15 protein-coding genes and 1 pseudogene are annotated in these 15,084 nt (G+C 66.4%); 6 read left to right on the plus strand and 10 right to left on the minus strand.

What is annotated here, in order from left to right:
- Nucleotide 1: 1 nt before the first annotated feature.
- From rfbC to rfbB, 4 genes are read right to left on the minus strand one after another with little or no spacing between them, the layout of a single operon-like run.
- Nucleotides 2–550, minus strand: a complete 549-nt coding sequence (rfbC, locus tag ACSQ89_RS26140) for a dTDP-4-dehydrorhamnose 3,5-epimerase (RefSeq protein ID WP_436294111.1) — start codon at nucleotides 548–550, stop codon at nucleotides 2–4.
- Nucleotides 547–1,434 (minus strand): glucose-1-phosphate thymidylyltransferase RfbA, encoded by an 888-nt coding sequence (gene rfbA / locus ACSQ89_RS26145; RefSeq protein ID WP_436294110.1) that lies wholly within the window; start codon nucleotides 1,432–1,434, stop codon nucleotides 547–549. The genes rfbC and rfbA overlap by 4 nt, the downstream gene beginning before the upstream one ends.
- A gap of 17 nt (nucleotides 1,435–1,451) precedes the next feature.
- Nucleotides 1,452–2,342 (minus strand): dTDP-4-dehydrorhamnose reductase, encoded by an 891-nt coding sequence (rfbD, locus tag ACSQ89_RS26150; protein WP_436294109.1) that lies wholly within the window; start codon nucleotides 2,340–2,342, stop codon nucleotides 1,452–1,454.
- The gene (gene rfbB, locus ACSQ89_RS26155; RefSeq protein WP_436294108.1) at nucleotides 2,339–3,400 is read right to left on the minus strand and encodes a dTDP-glucose 4,6-dehydratase; all 1,062 of its coding nucleotides are present in this window, start codon (nucleotides 3,398–3,400) and stop codon (nucleotides 2,339–2,341) included. Before rfbB ends, rfbD begins: the two co-directional genes overlap by 4 nt.
- 153 nt (nucleotides 3,401–3,553) lie before the next feature.
- Between rfbB and ACSQ89_RS26160 the strand changes: the two genes are divergently transcribed.
- The 4 genes from ACSQ89_RS26160 to ACSQ89_RS26175 all read left to right on the plus strand — a co-directional run bounded on the left by ACSQ89_RS26160 (nucleotide 3,554) and on the right by ACSQ89_RS26175 (nucleotide 5,940).
- The gene (locus tag ACSQ89_RS26160) at nucleotides 3,554–4,021 is read left to right on the plus strand and encodes a phasin family protein (protein ID WP_436294107.1); all 468 of its coding nucleotides are present in this window, start codon (nucleotides 3,554–3,556) and stop codon (nucleotides 4,019–4,021) included.
- A gap of 79 nt (nucleotides 4,022–4,100) precedes the next feature.
- Nucleotides 4,101–4,775, plus strand: a complete 675-nt coding sequence (locus ACSQ89_RS26165) for a TetR/AcrR family transcriptional regulator (RefSeq protein ID WP_436294106.1) — start codon at nucleotides 4,101–4,103, stop codon at nucleotides 4,773–4,775.
- 20 nt (nucleotides 4,776–4,795) lie between these two features.
- On the plus strand, nucleotides 4,796–5,626 hold the full coding sequence (locus ACSQ89_RS26170) for a hypothetical protein (protein WP_436296566.1): 831 nt from the start codon (nucleotides 4,796–4,798) through the stop codon (nucleotides 5,624–5,626).
- 59 nt (nucleotides 5,627–5,685) lie between these two features.
- A complete protein-coding gene (locus ACSQ89_RS26175; RefSeq protein WP_436296567.1) occupies nucleotides 5,686–5,940 on the plus strand; it encodes an acyl-CoA-binding protein in 255 nt (84 codons plus the stop codon).
- A 15-nt stretch (nucleotides 5,941–5,955) separates the two neighbouring features.
- On the opposite strand, the gene ACSQ89_RS26180 is transcribed toward ACSQ89_RS26175, so the two are convergent.
- The 3 genes from ACSQ89_RS26180 to ACSQ89_RS26190 are packed head-to-tail and all read right to left on the minus strand — an operon-like array spanning nucleotide 5,956 to nucleotide 9,457.
- A complete protein-coding gene (locus tag ACSQ89_RS26180) occupies nucleotides 5,956–6,291 on the minus strand; it encodes a polyhydroxyalkanoic acid system family protein (RefSeq protein WP_436294103.1) in 336 nt (111 codons plus the stop codon).
- Entirely contained in the window at nucleotides 6,284–7,420 is a 1,137-nt protein-coding gene (locus tag ACSQ89_RS26185) for an aminopeptidase (RefSeq protein WP_436294102.1), read from the minus strand. The genes ACSQ89_RS26180 and ACSQ89_RS26185 overlap by 8 nt, the downstream gene beginning before the upstream one ends.
- Before the next feature lie 9 nt (nucleotides 7,421–7,429).
- Nucleotides 7,430–9,457, minus strand: a complete 2,028-nt coding sequence (locus ACSQ89_RS26190; protein WP_436294101.1) for a molybdopterin-containing oxidoreductase family protein — start codon at nucleotides 9,455–9,457, stop codon at nucleotides 7,430–7,432.
- 72 nt (nucleotides 9,458–9,529) lie between these two features.
- Between ACSQ89_RS26190 and ACSQ89_RS26195 the strand changes: the two genes are divergently transcribed.
- On the plus strand, nucleotides 9,530–10,654 hold the full coding sequence (locus tag ACSQ89_RS26195) for an ABC transporter substrate-binding protein (RefSeq protein WP_436294100.1): 1,125 nt from the start codon (nucleotides 9,530–9,532) through the stop codon (nucleotides 10,652–10,654).
- A 407-nt stretch (nucleotides 10,655–11,061) separates the two neighbouring features.
- On the opposite strand, the pseudogene ACSQ89_RS26200 reads toward ACSQ89_RS26195, so the two are convergent.
- The 3 genes and pseudogenes from ACSQ89_RS26200 to argE all read right to left on the minus strand — a co-directional run.
- Nucleotides 11,062–11,238, minus strand: a pseudogene (locus tag ACSQ89_RS26200) (helix-turn-helix domain-containing protein); the annotation flags it as partial.
- A gap of 68 nt (nucleotides 11,239–11,306) precedes the next feature.
- Complete coding sequence (locus ACSQ89_RS26205) at nucleotides 11,307–12,413, minus strand: DUF445 domain-containing protein (RefSeq protein WP_244503912.1); 1,107 nt, start codon at nucleotides 12,411–12,413, stop codon at nucleotides 11,307–11,309.
- Nucleotides 12,414–12,526: 113 nt separating this feature from the next.
- Nucleotides 12,527–13,735: an acetylornithine deacetylase gene (argE, locus tag ACSQ89_RS26210; RefSeq protein ID WP_436294099.1), complete on the minus strand. Its 1,209-nt coding sequence runs from the start codon at nucleotides 13,733–13,735 to the stop codon at nucleotides 12,527–12,529.
- Between the two features lie 108 nt (nucleotides 13,736–13,843).
- On the opposite strand from argE, the gene ACSQ89_RS26215 reads away from it, so the two are divergent.
- Nucleotides 13,844–15,037, plus strand: a complete 1,194-nt coding sequence (locus ACSQ89_RS26215) for a glycerophosphodiester phosphodiesterase (protein ID WP_436294098.1) — start codon at nucleotides 13,844–13,846, stop codon at nucleotides 15,035–15,037.
- Nucleotides 15,038–15,084 lie beyond the last annotated feature (47 nt).

Raw genomic sequence — 15,084 nt, forward strand, 5'->3', positions numbered from 1 at the left:
GTCAATCAAATACTTCGGCCGTCTCGAATGCGGCGGCAGCAGCATCTTTGGCAGACAGCTGGGGACTGCCTCCAGTGTCAGGCCAGCGAATGCCGAGCACCTTGTCGTTCCAGGCGATCGCGCGTTCATGGACCGGCGCGTAGTAGCTGGTCGTCTTGTAGAGAAAGTCCGCCGATTCGCTCAAGACGAGGAACCCGTGCGCGAAGCCCGCTGGCACCCAGAACTGCTTTTGATTCTGTTCACTGAGTTCGATGCCGGCCCATTTCCCGAATGTCGGTGATGACTTGCGGATGTCCACTGCCACATCGAACACGGCGCCGCGCACGGCGCGGACCAGCTTGCCCTGGGGTTCCTGGATCTGGTAATGCAGCCCTCGCAACACCCCCCTGACGGAACGCGAATGGTTGTCTTGCACGAACTCCACGTGCCCGCCCACCGCTTCGTCGAACGCCTTCTGATTGAAGCTTTCCAGGAAGAATCCGCGCGAGTCGCCAAAGACCTTCGGCTCGATGACGAGTACGTCGGGGATCGATGTGGCGGTCACTTTCATGAGCGGATCTCTTCAGCCAGCAGATGGTTGAGGTACTTGCCGTAGCCACTCTTCTCGAGCGGCTTCGCAAGCCTGGCGAGTTGCTCCCGGTCGATGAACCCGTGCCGCCACGCAATCTCTTCCGGACAAGCGATCTTCAGGCCCTGCCGATGCTCCAGCGTGGCGATGAATTGCCCGGCTTCCAGCAGGCTTTCGTGCGTGCCTGTGTCCAGCCACGCATAGCCGCGTTGCATGATCTGCACGCTGAGCTTGCCCCGATCGAGGTAGGCCTGATTGACCGCCGTGATCTCCAGCTCTCCGCGCGCGCTCGGCTTCACGGCCTTGGCGATGTCGACGACCTGGTTGTCATAGAAGTAGAGCCCCGTCACCGCATAGCTGCTCTTGGGCTTGACGGGTTTCTCTTCGATGCTGCTGGCCTTGCCTTGTGCATCAAAAGCCACCACGCCGTAGCGTTCCGGGTCATGCACGTGATAGGCGAACACGGTCGCGCCGGTCTCCTTGGCGTTGGCATCGGAAAGAAGATGCACAAAGTCATGGCCATAGAAGATGTTGTCGCCCAGCACTAGTGCGCTAGGTGAATTGCCCACGAACTTGTCGCCGATGATGAAGGCCTGCGCCAGGCCATCGGGACTCGGCTGCACCGCGTATTCGAGGTTGATGCCCCACTGGCTACCGTCGCCCAGCAGTTGCTGAAAGCGGGGGGTATCCTGCGGCGTGCTGATAACCAAGATGTCACGGATGCCCCCTAGCATCAGCGTACTGAGCGGGTAGTAGATCATCGGCTTGTCATACACCGGCAGCAGTTGCTTGCTCAGCGCGAGCGTGGCCGGGTGGAGGCGGGTGCCGGAGCCGCCGGCGAGGATGATGCCTTTGCGTTGGGTCATTCTTTAGCGTCGTTAAGTTAGAGGGTCTCGACCAGCATGCGTGCCACGCCAAGCTGCCAGTGCGGCAGCTTGAGGTCAAACGCGGCCTGCAACTTGTCAGTGTTCATGCGAGAGTTGTGTGGGCGTTTGGCGGGTGTGGGAAACGCGCTTGTCGGAACGGGATCGATAGCTGTCGGCTGCGCTTTGAGTTCGACACCCGCCGCCTGCGCCTGTTCGAGCACGAAGCGCGCGTAGCCGTGCCAAGTCGTCTCGCCGCCCGCCGCCAGGTGATAGAGCCCGGCCTTGGCGGGATCGCGCAGCGTGTCGCGGATCGCATGGGCCGTCACGTCCGCGAGCAGCTCCGCACCGGTCGGCGCGCCGAATTGGTCGTCGATCACGGTGAGCCGCTCGCGCTCCTTGGCCAGCCGCAGCATGGTCTTCGCGAAGTTGCCGCCGCGCGCGGCATAGACCCAGCTGGTGCGAAAGATCAGGTGACGCGGGCAATGTTCGTCAATCAGTTGCTCGCCCTCGAGTTTGGTGCGGCCGTACACGCTGAGCGGGCCGGTGGCATCGTCTTCCTGCCACGGCTTGCTGCCGCTGCCGTCGAATACATAGTCGGTCGAGTAATGCACCATCAGCGCACCGACTTCTTGCGCGGCCTGCGCGATCGCGCCAGGCGCTGTCGCATTCAAGGTGCGCGCGAGTTCGGGTTCGCTCTCGGCCTTGTCGACCGCGGTGTGCGCCGCGGCATTGACGATCACGTCGGGGCGCAGCTTCAGCACCGTCTGCGCCACCTGCTCGGGGTGCTGGAAATCGGCATGGAACTCGCTGCTTGCGGAATCCAGCGCGACCAGCTCTCCGAGCGGCGCCAAACTGCGCTGGAGTTCCCAGCCCAACTGTCCCGTCTTGCCGAGCAGCAATAGTTTCATGCCGCCTCGTACTGTTTCTGCACCCACTCGCGGTACGCGCCGCTTTGCACGTTGCGCACCCAGTCGGCATGGTCCAGATACCACTCAACCGTCTTGCGGATGCCGGTGTCGAAGGTCTCGGCCGGTTTCCAGCCCAGCTCGCGCTCCAGCTTGCGCGCATCGATGGCGTAGCGGCGGTCATGGCCGGGGCGATCGGTCACGTAGGTGATCTGTTCGCGGTAGCTCCTGCCGTCGGCGCGCGGGCGCAGTTCGTCGAGCAGCGCGCACACGGTGTTGACGATCTCGATGTTGGGCTTCTCGTTCCAGCCGCCGACGTTGTAGGTTTCGCCGAGCCTGCCGGCCTCGAGCACGCGGCGGATGGCGCTGCAGTGGTCCTTGACGTAGAGCCAGTCGCGCACCTGCATGCCGTCACCGTACACAGGCAGCGGTTTGCCGGCGAGCGCGTTGACGATCATCAGCGGGATCAGCTTCTCGGGGAAATGGAAGGGGCCGTAGTTGTTCGAGCAGTTGGTGGTGAGCACCGGCAGGCCGTAGGTGTGGTGCCATGCGCGCACCAGGTGGTCGCTGGCGGCCTTGCTGGCCGAGTAGGGGCTGTTGGGCTCGTACTTGTTCTCTTCGGTGAAGGCCGGGTCGGTGGCCGACAGCGAACCATAGACCTCGTCGGTTGACACATGCAGAAAGCGGAACGCCGCCTTCTGGTCGGCCGGCAATGCACTCCAGTAACCGCGCACGGATTCGAGCAAGCGGAATGTCCCCAGCACATTGGTCTGCACGAAGTCTTCAGGGCCATGGATCGAGCGGTCCACATGCGATTCGGCCGCAAAGTTGAGCACGGCGCGCGGCTTGTGCTCGGCCAGCAGGCGGTCGACCAGGGCGCTGTCGCCGATGTCGCCCTGCACGAACACGTGCTTGGGGTTGCCGTTGAGCGAGGCCAGGGTCTCGAGGTTGCCGGCGTAGGTCAGCTTGTCGAGATTGACGACCGCTTCGTCGGCTTGCGCAATCCAGTCAAGTACGAAGTTGGCGCCGATGAAGCCGGCGCCGCCGGTAACCAGGATCATGGGGTCTCCCGTTTGTTGGAAAAAAACCGCCGGGTGGCGGTCGAACCGCGATTATCCCATCGTGGAATGTTTCAAGACGCTGCTAGAGACCAGTCCCTACCGGGCAACCCGAAGCGCGGATAGAGTGCTTCCGACGTACTTCAAGGAATGCCCATGGCCAACAAAGACGACGACAAACCCGACCGCATCAAGGACTCCGCCCAACAGATCTGGCTCGCCGGCCTGGGCGCCTTCGCCAAGATGCAGCAGGAAGGCAGCAAGGCCTTCGAAGCGCTCGTGAAGGATGGCCTCGGCGTCCAGAAGAAGACCCAGCAGGCCGCCGAGGAAACACTGTCGCAGGCCCAGGCCCGGATGGCGGGCTTTGCGAGCGAGTTCGGCACCAAGGCCGCGGGCGGCTGGGGCAAATTGGAGACCATCTTCGAAGACCGCGTGGCGCGCGCCCTCGAAAAGCTCGGCATGCCCTCGGCGCAGGAAGTGGCCGCGCTGCAGGTGCGGGTAGAGGCGCTCGAGGCTCAGTTGAAGCGGAAGAACGCGACCGGCACCACGCGCAAGACCGCCGCGCGCACGCCGCCCGAGGCCGCGAGGCCGTCGCGGCGGCACAAACCGGGCAGCGGGGCCTGAGGGGCAGGAAGAACACCCACCCCGGCCGGCACAGACTTGCGCTAGAGTGGCCCCAGGAGACAAAAACCAGGGCTACGAATTGGCCAAGAAAGCGCCACGCCGCACTGCACAACGCATCCTCGAAGCCGCGCTTGACCTGTTCAACCGCTTCGGGGAGCCGAACGTCTCGACCACGCTGGTGGCGGGCGAGCTCAACATCAGCCCCGGCAATCTCTACTACCACTACCCCGCCAAGGACGAGCTGATCAATCGGCTCTACGAGGGCTACGAGACCGAGCTCAACGAGTTGCTGCATGCCAGCGAAGGCGTGCACGATGTCGAGGATGCCTGGTTCTTCATGCACAGCCTGTTCGAGCTCATCTGGCGCTACCGCTTTCTCTATCGCGACCTCAACGATCTGCTGAGCAAGAACCGGCACCTGGAAACGCAGTTCCAGCTGGTCCTGAAGAACAAGGCGCGCGCCATCCGCACCCTGCTCGCCGGCATGAGCCGCGCCGGCCACCTCGACATCGACATGCGCGAGGTCGACCCGCTGGCGCAGAGCATGGTGGTGGTGCTGACCTACTGGCTGAGCTACGAGTACGTGCGCAACCCGCGCGAAGCGCTGGAGCCGGCGCACGCCCAGGGCGCCCTGCTGCGCGGCGCCCACCACACGTTGCATCTGCTGGCACCCTACTTGGCGACGGAACAACGGCGGCATTTGCTGACACTGAGCAGCGCCTACACAGGCGAAGATCACAGAGCAACGGTCTGAAAATTCCATCCTTCCATCGCATGCCCCACCACGACATCCAACCCCTTTCGCTGTTGTCGACCGGCACGGTGCCTGCCACGGAGCCATGGACACTTTTGCCCTACAGAGACGCGCCGTCCTTCGACACGGCCAACCTTCTCAGCCACTGGCCGCAGCTGCATGCCGGCCAGGGCCTGCAGCCGCCGGTGCCCGGACCGCTGGCCGAGGGTTGGGCGCTCTATCACAGCGGTGAATTCGAGCGAGCCGCCGGCGTGGGCCTGCGGCACGGCCACGAAGGGCTGGCGCTCGCCAACCAGGCCACCGCCATCTATGCCAACTATCTGGAACCGCGCGAAGCCGTGCGGCAGGCCCTGTTCAGGCAGGTGGTCGAACGCGCCACCGCGCAGGTCGCCGCAGAGCCCGACAACTGCCAGGCGCTGTACTGGCAAGCCTATGCGCTGGGGCGCTACAGCCAGGGCATCAGCGTGGCACGCGCGCTGGCGCAGGGCCTGGGCACCAAGGTCAAGGGCGCGCTCGAGCGCGTGATCGAGCTGCGGCCGCACCATGCCGATGCCCACATCGCACTCGCCGCCTTCCATGCCGAAGTCATCGACAAGGTCGGGATGCTGGTGGGCCGCATGACCTACGGCGTGCGCGCCGAAACCGCGATCGAGCTGTTCGGGCGCGGCCTGCAGCTCAATCCCCATTCGGCCAGCGCGCTGATGGAATACGCCCGCGGTCTTCTGATGCTGGAGGGTGAGTCGCGCATGGCCGAAGCCACGCGCCTCTATGAGAAAGCGGCCGCCCTGGAGCCGGCCGATGCGCGAGAACGGCTCGACGTGGAACTGGCGCGCGCGGGGCTCTCCGACTGATCTTTATCAACGACAGCGTCACTTAAGATGCGCGTCCTTGTTCCAACCCGCCTGCCGCCATGTCCGATCTGAACGCCCTGTTCGAAGCCGCCCAAGCCAACTCCAAACTGCTCGCCGAACGGCCGGACAACCCGACGCTGCTCAAGATCTACGGCCTCTTCAAGCAGGCCACCCAGGGCGACAACACCGAGAAGAAGCCCAGCTTCAGCGACATCGTCGCGCGCGCCAAGTGGGACGCCTGGACGGCTCAGAAGGGCGTGGGCGCCGACGAGGCCAAGCAGAAGTACATCGACCTCATCGAATCGCTGCGCTGAAAAACGCGCCCGCGCCTACAACCAGGCCTTGTCGTTGTAGCCGTCGTCGTCGTCCGACTCGCTCGTGCCCAGCAGTTCGTCGAGGTTGCGCTGCAGGCGCTGCTCGATCTGGTCGCTGAAGCTGGCGTACAGAAGGCCGAGCGTCGCACGCAGCCTGAAGCTGTCGGCGGTGACTTCGACGCTGCCGTCGATGCCGGGGCGCGTGAACTGGGCGACATCGCGGCGCTCGCCTTCGTCGTAGCTGCATGCGAGGCCGTAGTCCCGCTCGACCTTCTGCATCCATTGGCGCGCCACCGCGCGCGCAGCCTCGATGCCCAGCGTGTGGCTGCGTTCGATGTGGATGTCAGGCACCGCGGCCTCCCTTGTCGTGGTTGTGGGGTTGTGGGGTGTGCGTGTCCGCCGTGGCGGGGACGGCAGCGGCTTTCAGCGCCTGCGCACGCCCGCCCTTGGGCAGCGCGGCGAAGCGCTTGACCGCGGCGTAGAAGCGCGGCCAGTCCCGGCCCTCGCGTTCGAACAGCGCTTCGAAGGCAGGCACCAGTTCGTCGTAGGCGGCCTGCGCGCCGAACATCGCATTGTTAGCGCGCGCCACCCAGGCGTCGTAGGCGCCCTGGCGCGGGCCGGTCCAGCCTGTGCGCAGCACGGCGTAGCGCTGGCGGAAATCGTCCATGGCCGCCTTCTTCATCGCATCGACCGCCGGCCAGTCCCCGGCCTGCGCCTCCTTCGAGGCATAGATGCCCGCGAGCGCGCGGCGCGTCTCGTTTGCAAGAGCGCGGAACTGCTGGCGCCGCCCGTCGAACTGCGCATATTCGAGCCGCGCGGCCTCGCCGGCCTGGGTCTGCAGCCAGCGCGCACCGCCGATGCGTTCCACCGCGGTCGCGAAGGACTCGTTGAACATCGTGTCGTCCGGCACGTAGAGCACCTGGTGCGCGAGCTCGTGGAACACGATGCGCGCCAGCTCGCCTTCGGGGTAGCCGATGAAGGTGGAAAGCAGCGGGTCGCCGCCGGCCCAGTTCATCCAGCCGAGCGTGGAATAGGCCGGCACCGGGTAGACCGCCGCCTCCAGGCCCAGCGCGCGCTGGGCCTCCGCCTCGGCCCTGGCATCGGCGTCGTTGTAGTAGCCGCGATAGCCGACGCAGCCCGCGACCGGGAAGCACCAGGTCTTGAGCGTGAGCGAATAGGGCGGCGCGGCCACCACGTTCCAGACCGCGGCCGGGCGATGCAGGTTGGCATAGGCCTTGTAGCTCGGGTTGTCGGGCAGGCCGAGCTCGGAGGAGGCGAAGCGGCGGATGCGCTGGGTGAGTTCCAGCTTGGCCTTGAGCGCGTCGGATGCGCCGGGATCCTGCAGCCATTCGGGCACCGGCCGCGCCGCGCGCATGAGCCCGAGATGGCCGCTGGCCGACTGCCAGTAATAGCCGAGGTCGGCGCAGCCGGCCAGGCACAGCAAGGCCGCCGCCGCGAAGACCGCGCGCCTCCTGTTCACGCGTGCCTCTCAGGCATCTGGAGCTACCTCGACCAGGCAGTCGTAGAAGGTCGGCCCACGCCCGATGTCGGTCAAGCGCTGGCTCGTGAGCTGGTTGACGTTGGTGCCGTCGAGCCCTAGCTTGCGCCACCAGATGCCGAGGCCGTGCACCACGCCGGGCCGGGCCCGGCGCGAGACTTCGGCGCGGCAGCGGTGCTCGCCGCGCTGGTTGAACACGCGCACCGTGGCGCCGTCGACGATGCCGCGCGCCGCCGCATCGGCTTCATGGATCTCGAGCAGCGGCTCGCCCTCAATCGCACGCAGGCTTTTCACGTTGACGAAGCTCGAATTGAGGAAGTTGCGCGCCGGCGGCGAGATCATCGCGAGCGGAAACTCCTTGGAGCTGCCGGCCGCTTCGTAGTTCGGCACATGGTCGGGCAGGCCGTCCTGGCCCAGCGCGGCCAGCCGGGCACTGAAGAACTCGCAGCGTCCCGAGGGCGTGGGGAATGCGCCTTCGGCGAAGGGCGCATCGGGCAGCTTCAGGCTGGTGAAGCCCTGCGCCTGCAGCTCGTCGAAGTCGATCGCGCCGGGCGCGAAGGCGCTGCGGCACAGCGTCTCGTCGTCGTCCGAGAAGCAGGGCTCGTCGAAGCCCATGCGCCGCGCGAGTTCGCGAAACACCCAGGTGTTGCTGCGGGCCTCGCCACGCGGCGCCACGGCCGGGCGGTTCAAGAGCACGTCGGTGTGGCCGTAGCTGGTATGGATGTCCCAGTGCTCGAGCTGCGTGGTGGCCGGCAGCACGTAGTCGGCATGGTCGGCGGTGTCGGTCTGGAACTGCTCGAGCACCACGGTGAACAGGTCCTCGCGCGCAAAGCCGGCCACCACCTTGCCCGACTCCGGCGCGACCGCGACCGGGTTGCTGTTGTAGACCACCAGCGCGTGGATCGGGTTCGCAGTATCGAGCAGCGCATCGCCGATCGCGCTCATGTTGATGGTGCGCGGGCGCCGGCCGGCCAGCAGGTCGGGCCGCTGCAAGGCGGCGCGGTCCACCGGGAACAGGCCCGAGCTGCTCAGGAGCAGGCCGCCGGCGCGATCCCGCCAGGCGCCGACCAGGGCGGGCAGGCAGGCGACGGCGCGTGCCGCATTGCCGCCGCCGCGCACGCGCTGCATGCCGTAGTTGAGGCGGATCGCGGCCGGCTTCGTGGTTCCGTAGGCGCGCGCGAGCGCCACGATCTGCGCCTCGGGCACGCCGCAGACTTCAGCCGCGCGCGCCGGCGGCCATTGCAGGGCGCGCTCGCGAAGCTGCTCCCAGCCCAGGGTGTGCTGCGCGATGTAGTCGTGGTCCAGCCAGTCGTTGACGATCAGCTCGTGCATCAGCGCCAGGGCCAGCGCCGCGTCGGTGCCCGGCAAGAGGGCGATGTGCTCGTCGCACTTGTCGGCGGTCTCGGTCTTGCGCGGATCGATGCACACCAGCCGCGCGCCGGTGCGCTTGGCGGCTTGCGCGTGGCGCCAGAAATGCAGGTTGCTCGCGATCGAGTTGCTGCCCCAGATCAGGATCAGCTTCGCTTCGGCGAAAAACTCGACCCGCATGCCGACCTTGCCGCCCAAAGTAAAACTTAAAGCCTCACCGCCAGCAGTCGAGCAGATCGTGCGGTCCAGCAGCGACGCGCCAAGCTTGTGAAAAAAACGACGGTCCATCGATTCGCCCTGCACCAAACCCATGGTTCCGGCGTAGCTGTAAGGCACAATCGTTTCCGGATTGTTACTTTTGCACACGCTCAAGCGCGCGGCGATGTCGTCGAGGGCAGCATCCCATGTCACCGCTTCGAAGCGGCCGCTGCCCTTGGGGCCGACGCGCTTCAAGGGCTGGACAAGACGCTCGGCATGGTCGTTGCGTTCGATGTAGCGCGAGACCTTGGTGCAGAGCACGCCGGCCGTGTGCGGATGCGCCGGGTTGCCTTGCAGCTTGACGGCGACGCCGTCCTGCACGGTGGTCACGAGTGCGCAGGTGTCGGGGCAATCGTGCGGACAGGCGCCGAGCACCTGGATCGAAGAAGTCATGGTGGGCCGGGGACAACGAGTATTCAGTCGAGTCTAAGTTGCGCGCCGAAGATGCGCTGAGGGGTTTTCACGATGATCAATCGCAGGCACTTTTCGGTCGCAGCGGGCGCTGGAGCGCTCGGCGGCTTTCATATCGCGCGGGCACAGAGCGAAGCGCCGATCGTGCTCGGGCAGTCGGCGCCCTTCTCGGGGCCGGCCGCGCAGCTGGGCATCCAGTTCTACCAGGGTGCCAAGCTGTTCCTGGACCAGTACAACGCGACGCCGGGCCATCGCGACGTGCAGATCAAGTTCCTCGACGACGGCTACGAGCCCGACCGCTGCGTCGCCAACACCAGGAAGCTGATCGACGAGGAAGCCTTCGCGCTCTTCGGCTACATCGGCACGCCCACCAGCCTGGCGGCCCTGCCGCTGGCCGTGGGCGCGAAGATCCCGTTCATTGCGCCCTTCACCGGTGCGATGGCGCTGCGCGAGCCCTTCCACAGGAACGTGTTCCACCTGCGCGCCTCGTACAACGACGAGACCGCGCTGATCGTGAAGCAGCTCACCCACCTGGGCCTGAAGAAGATCGCGGTCTTCTACCAGAACGACGCCTACGGCAAGGCCGGTCTCGACGGCACGACGCTCGCGCTGTCGCAGCTGGACCTGAAGCCGGCAGCGCTCGCGACGGTCGAGCGCAACTCGGTCGACGTTGCGGCAGCGGTCAAGACCATCGTGGCCGCGAAGCCGGATGCCGTGGTCCAGGTCAGCGCCTACAAGTCCTGCGCCGCCTTCATCCGTGAGGCGCGCAAGGCCGGCTATGGCGGCACCTTCTACAACGTGTCTTTCGTCGGCACGCAGGCGCTGGCCGACGAACTCGGCAAGGACGGCGCCGGCGTCGTCGTCACCCAGGTCGTGCCCTCGCCCTACTACGCCGCGAACGGCATCACGCGCGAGTTCAACGACGCGGTGAAGAAAAGCGGCGGCGCCACCAAGGCCAACTTCTCCAGCATGGAAGGCTATCTGGCCGCCAAGGTACTGACCGAAGGCCTGCGCCGCGCGCCGGGCAAGCTCACGCGCGACGGGTTGATCGCGGGACTGGAATCCATCGACCGGCAGCAGTTCGGCGGCTTCGAGGTGTCCTTCTCGCCGCGCAACCACGTGGCTTCGAAGTTCGTCGAGCTGTCGATGATCACGGGAGATGGGCGAATTCGGACCTGATGGCTTCCTCTCCCTCTGGGAGAGGGTTGGGGTGAGGGCACTCGGGCCTTTGCTTTGATTTGTACGCTGCGCCTGTGTGAGGCCGGGGCCGGAAATTCGCCCCGGCGGGCGACTCACTTTTTCTTGTCTCGCTGTACGGACCGGGAACCTGGGTAACGGGTGTGCGGGGACATAGTAAACACCTTGAATGCTCAGGATGGAGTGGCGGGGTTACGCAGATCCAGCCGCATGAAGCGGTGATGACAGAAGAATGCGTCGAAGCAGCCATCTGCCTTGGGGTCCGGGCGCATCGCCGATGTGTCCGGGCGGGTGCACTCGAGAGAGTGCCGCCGTTCCGACAACTCGACTCGCCAAATGTCGCGCGGTTTGTGGCGGTGGGCATCTAGCCTTGAAGCAACGCCAGCGGACTAGTATTCCGCTCTAGGAGCATGCGGCCTCTCAACGAGCTTTGCTTCCGTCTCCATAAGAAGCTCCCCTGCACTTCGCCCAAGGGCCCTTGCGAGCCGCAAAATCAACGCCAGGGTCGGCATATGCTCGCCGCGCTCGATCTTCCCCAAATGCGAACGCTCGATGCCTGCTCGATGCCTGCTCGATGAGCCAGGGCTTCTTGCGGCCCGGTGACGTATCTATCGGTCGTGTTCACGATGCGAGACTAAGCCCTCGTCACCTGCGTCAGCGCGTGAATGGTCAATCCCACCAACCCCCCCACCAGCGTGCCGTTCACCCGGATGAACTGCAGGTCCCGCCCGATGTGGCGCTCGAGCTCGAGCGTCATCTCGTCCGCGTTCCACGCTTCGACGCGTTCGACGATGTAGCGCCGGATGTCCTCGCGGTAGCGCTCGATCGTGCGCGGCGCCGCGTCCACGATCTGCTCGTTGATCCAGCGCCGCATCGCCGCGTCGGCCGCAAGGCGCGCGCCCAGCGCACCTGCCATCGCGACGATGCGCTGGCGAATGCCCGAATCGGTCTTCGTCAGGTCGTCGTGCAGCCAGGCCAGGAGCTCGCCCCACAGGCCATGCAGGTAGTCGCCCAGCGCAGGATGCGCCTGCAGCTCGGCGCGGATCGCTTCGCCCCGGCGATGGAATTCGGGGTCGGTCTTGAGCTTCGCGATGAAGACGTGCATGAAGACATCGAAGCGCAGCCGCAGCGGATGCCCGGGCTCGGCCGCCATCTCCGCGATGGTGCGCGCCACCGCGGCCACGATCTTGCGCGTGGCGAGCTTGGCGGCGACCTGGTCCAGGCCCACGTAGCGCAGCGCCCTGATCTCGCGCGCGATCGCCTCGGTGATCTGCTCTTGCACCTCGTCGCCTTCGACCACGCCGGCGACCTGCGCCAGCACGTCGTCGAGCAGCGCCTGGTGCCGCCCGTCTGCGGTCAGCGCATCGAGCGCCTGGCCCGCCAGCCGCGAGATGTCGACCTGCGCCAAGCCCGCGGTCGCGATGCGGCCGAGGAAGGCGCGCACGCGCGCGTCGTCGAAAGCGCTGAGCCCGTAGCGCGCGGCAGCCACCAGGTGCTCGCCGAGCTTGGCCGCATGCTCGGGCGCCGAAAGCCAGTGCGCGAGCCGCGCGGCCGGGTCGAGCTGCTCCAGCTTGGCCAGCACCTGCGGCGTGCTCAGGAAGTTGTTGCAGATGAAGCCGGCGAGCTTGGCGCCGATGCGGTCCTTGTTGGCCGGGATGATCGCGGTGTGCGGGATCGGCAGGCCCAGCGGATGCCGGAACAGCGCCACCACCGCGAACCAGTCGGCGATCGCGCCGATCATCGCGGCTTCGGCGAAGGCGGCGACATAGCCCCAGGCGGGGTGTTGCGCCTCGAGCGCAGTCGCCGCCGCGTACAGCAGCGCGGCGGCGCAGAGCAGGCCGAAGGCGATGCGCTTCAGCGGATTTCCTTTGTCGTTGCCAGCCCCCGCAGGAACTGCTCGCAGCGCGCCAGCTGCTCCAGCGTCACGTACTCATCGGGCTGGTGCGCCTGATTGATGCTGCCGGGGCCGCAGACCACGGTCGGGATGCCGGCGTTCTTGAAGATGCCGGCCTCGGTACCGAAGGCGACCAGCGTGGTGCGCACTTCGCCGGCCAGGCGCTGCGCGAGGCGAGTGACCGGATCGTCGGGCGTGGTCAGGAAGCTCGGGATCTCGCAGATGGTCTCGAAGCTGAAGCCGGCGTCGGGCGCGACCTTCTTCATGCCGGCCTCGATGCGGCTCGCGTAGCCGCGCAGCTCCTTCTGCATCTGCTGCGCGTCGGCCGTGGGCAGATCGCGGAATTCGTAGCGGAACTCGGCATCGCGCGGCACCACGTTGTCGGCGATGCCGCCGTGGAACTGGCCCACGCTGGCGGTGCTGAAGGGCACGTCGAAGCCGGCGTAGCGCGGTTCGTCGCGTTCGAAACCCTCGGCCATGTCGCGCAGCTTGCCGACCACCCGCGCCGCCATCTCGATCGCATTGACCGACTGCGGCGTGAGCGAGGAATGCGCCTCCTTGCCGCGCACGCAGCAGCGGTAGCGGTAGACGCCCTTGTGCGCGATGGCCGGCACCATCAGGGTCGGCTCGCCGACGATGCAAGCCAGCGGCTTGATGCCCTGGTCCTTCATGTCGGCGATCATTTCCTTGACGCCGAAGCAGCCGACCTCCTCGTCGTAGCTGAAGGCGAAGTGCACCGCGAACGGCGACTCGCTTTCGACGAAGCGCTCGGCATTGGCCAGCGCGATCGCGATGAAGCTCTTCATGTCGGCCGACCCGCGGCCATAGAGGCGCGGCTCGGCATGCACCGCCTCGCCGTCATGGCCGCCCTGCGGCCAGTCCTGCACGGTGGCCGAGAGCGGGTCGACGCTCCAGTCCTGGCCGTCCCAGGGCACGGTGTCGGTATGGCCCGAAACGATGACGCCGGCCTTCTTGCCGGCGCCCAGCGTGGCGAACAGGTTGGCCTTGGTCTTGTCGGCGTTGTAGGTGAGCCGGCTGCGCACGCCCAGGCCGGCGAGGTGGTCGCGCGCGAAGTCGATCAGCTCCAGGTTGCTGTTGGCGCTCACGGTGTTCATGCGCACCAGCGTTTGCGCGAGTTCGAGGCTGCGGGTGGAAAGCACATAGGACATGCGGACGATTGTCCCGGAAGTCCGGCCAGCCCGCCGCTGCCGCCGGGATACTGTCACCGCATGGGAGTAGGCTGCGCTTTTTTTTCAAACCGGATGGAGAAGAAGCTCATGACGCAATCCAAGATCGCGAAGGCCGCACTGGCCGCCGGCGCCGCCCTCGGCCTGGCCGCCTGCAGCCTGCCGGGCACCGGCCCATCGGGCAAGCTGCCCACGCTCGACGGCCAGCCGCCGCTGGTGGTGGCGCACCGCGGCGCCTCGGGCTTGCTGCCGGAGGAAACGCTGGAAGCCTACGCGCGCGCGATCGAACTCGGCGCCGACATGATCGAGATGGACCTGGTGTCGACCAAGGACGGCGTGCTGATCACGCGCCACGACCCCAACCTCGCAATCAGCACCGACGTCGCCAAGCGCCCCGAATTCGCGGCGCGCAAGAAGACCATCCAGGTCGATGGCGAAACCCAGACCGGCTGGTTCAGCAACGACTTCACGCTGGCCGAGATCAAGCGCCTCGGCGCGATCTCGACCGATGCCGAGCGGCCGCAGCAGTTCAACGGCCAGTACAAGGTGCCGACCTTCCAGGAAGTGATCGACCTGGCCAAGGCCAAGTCGCGCGAGACCGGCCGCACCATCGGCATCTATCCCGAGACCAAGAACCCGACCTACTTCCGCGACCTGGGCATGCCCATGGAAGACAAGCTGATCGCCATGCTCGAGGCCGCGGGCTGGAACAGCCGCACGGCGCCGGTGCTGGTGCAGTCCTTCGAGCCCGGCAGCCTCAAGTACATGAAGAGCAAGGGCCTGAAGACCCGGCTGATCCAGCTGATCGACGGCGACGGCATCGACATGAAGACCGGCGCCATGACCTATGCGGTGCCGGTGGACCGCCCCTACGAGTGGACCAAGGCCGGCGACAAGCGCAACTTCGACGTCATGGTCACGCCCGCGGGCCTGGCCGAGATCAAGACCTATGCCGACGGCATCGGCCCGTGGAAGCGCTACATCGTGAGCATCAAGGGCGCCGACGGCAAGCCGGTCGACGTCAACCGCGACGGCAAGGTCAACGATGCCGACGCCACCTCCACCGCGCCGACCAGCCTGGTGGCCGACGCGCACAAGGCCGGCTTGTTCGTGCACCCCTTCACCTTCCGCAACGAGTCGCGCCGGCTGGCGGCGGATTACAAGGGGGACGCGGCCAACGAGTACCTGGCCTACTACCGGCTCGGCGTCGACGGCGTCTTCACCGACTTCACCGACACCGCGCTGGCAGCCCGCCGCAGCTGGCTGAAGGAAACCGGCCGCTGAGTCGGATGAGGGGGCACGGTCTTTGCGAGCCTCTTGCGCAAAGCCTA

This window comes from Variovorax sp. LjRoot175, assembly GCF_964253805.1.
In the GTDB taxonomy this organism is placed as follows: domain Bacteria; phylum Pseudomonadota; class Gammaproteobacteria; order Burkholderiales; family Burkholderiaceae_C; genus Variovorax.